This is a genomic window from Mycobacterium sp. UM_11 (assembly GCF_001414075.1).
Lineage (GTDB): Bacteria > Actinomycetota > Actinomycetes > Mycobacteriales > Mycobacteriaceae > Mycobacterium.
Map to the genome: position 1 here is coordinate 1 of NZ_LATC01000213.1, position 1645 is coordinate 1645.

Consider the following 1645-nt stretch of genomic DNA (forward strand, 5'->3'; position numbering starts at 1 on the left):
ATGTGTATAAGAGACAGGCTGGGCGCCGAGGTGGAGAAGCGGATCAACAAGGACGTTCGGGTGACCGTGCTGGGCCATGTCCAGCGCGGGGGCACGCCGACGGCGTATGACCGGGTGCTGGCCACGCGGTTCGGCGTCAACGCCGCCGACGCCGCACACGCGGGGGAGTACGGCCAGATGGTGTCGCTGCGGGGGCAGGACATCGGGCGGGTGGCGCTGGCCGACGCGGTGCGCCAACTCAAGCTGGTACCCGAGAGTCGCTACGACGACGCCGCTGCCTTCTTCGGCTGAGGCGCGGCCGACACCGCCGTAATTTGCCGGTTTCGACGCGCCGGCCCGGATTCGTGGTTTCCGAACCGCTCGCCGGGGGTTATACCGGGGGTATGCGCAACCGCGGTTCGATTCGCGGAGACGTTCAGCAGCCCGCGTCGTCGGCGGGGCCGCCGCGCCCGCCGGTTCGTCCGCAGCGCGCCCCCAGCTGGCTCGACGTCGACTCCAGGGCGGCCACCATGCCGCAGTCCTATCGGGCGATGCCGTCCGTGCCCCGGCCGAAAACACCGGCGCGACCTGCGCCTTTAGTTCCACGACCGCGCGCACCGAGGCCGGCGGGCGGCACGGCGCTCGACGGGCTCGAGCAGGGCGACCCCAGCGCTTCTGCGGGCTTCAACTGGCGCGACGTGATCCACCGGGTGACCGGGGTCGACCTCGGTCCCGGCAAGGCCGCGCAGTACATGGACGACCTGCGCGACCGGATCCGCGCGGACGTGGGCGGCGCGTTTCCCATCGCCGTTCTCAACCTCAAGGGCGGCGTCGGCAAGACGGCGGTGGTGGAGGCGCTCGGGTCGACGTTCGCCGAGGTGCGTCATGACCGAATCGTCGCCGTCGACATCGACGCCGGGGACCTGGCCGAGCGCCATGGCCGGCTGAACCCGCTGGGCATGGCGGACCTGCTCACCGATAAGACGGCCACGAGTTACGCGGACATCCGCGCGCACACCTACATGAACAATTTCGGCCTGGAAGTGCTCGGCCTGCCGGACTACGCGCACACCGACTGGCGGCTCGAGCGCCACGACGTGGTCAAAGCGTTTTCCCTGCTGCGCAACCACTACTCGGTGGTGCTGTTGGACTGCGCCAAGGCGCTCAACTCGGGCGTGATGGACGCCGTCTTGCCCGAGGCACGGGCGCTGGTCGTGGTGACCAGCACCTCGATCGATGCGATACGAAAGACGGCGACCACGCTGGATTGGTTGGGCAACAACGGATATCAGGCTTTGGTGCGGTGCACGATCCTGGCGGTCAACCACGTCGAGCCGGCCAAGGTGGAGGTGTTGGCCGCCAACGAAATCGACCGATTGTCCGCGCGCGTCGCCGCGACGGTGGTGCTGCCGTTTGATCGGCACATCCACGAAGGCAAACAGATCGAGCTGGATCGACTGAGCAAGGAAAGCCGGCGCTGTTACCTCGAGATGGCGGCCGTGCTGGCGGATATGTTCCCGGGCAGGGGCGCCGAGCCCAACCGATTCCCGGCGTCACGCTCGCCGCACTGGCCCTGAGCTTCGCCCGGCTCCGCCGCGCTCGCGGTCACCACTGGGTCTGATGGTGGTGACCCGCTTCGCCCGGCTCCGCCGCGCTCGCGGTCACC

At 69.1% G+C, this 1645-nt stretch carries 2 protein-coding genes; both read left to right on the forward strand.

What is annotated here, in order from left to right:
• On the forward strand, positions 1-291 hold a 291-nt coding region (locus tag WU80_RS24660; protein WP_055405897.1), incomplete at its 5' end, for a 6-phosphofructokinase.
• A 92-nt stretch (positions 292-383) separates the two neighbouring features.
• Positions 384-1556, forward strand: a complete 1173-nt coding sequence (locus tag WU80_RS24665) for a MinD/ParA family protein (protein WP_055405689.1) — start codon at positions 384-386, stop codon at positions 1554-1556.
• The last annotated feature ends 89 nt before the right edge of the window (positions 1557-1645 follow it).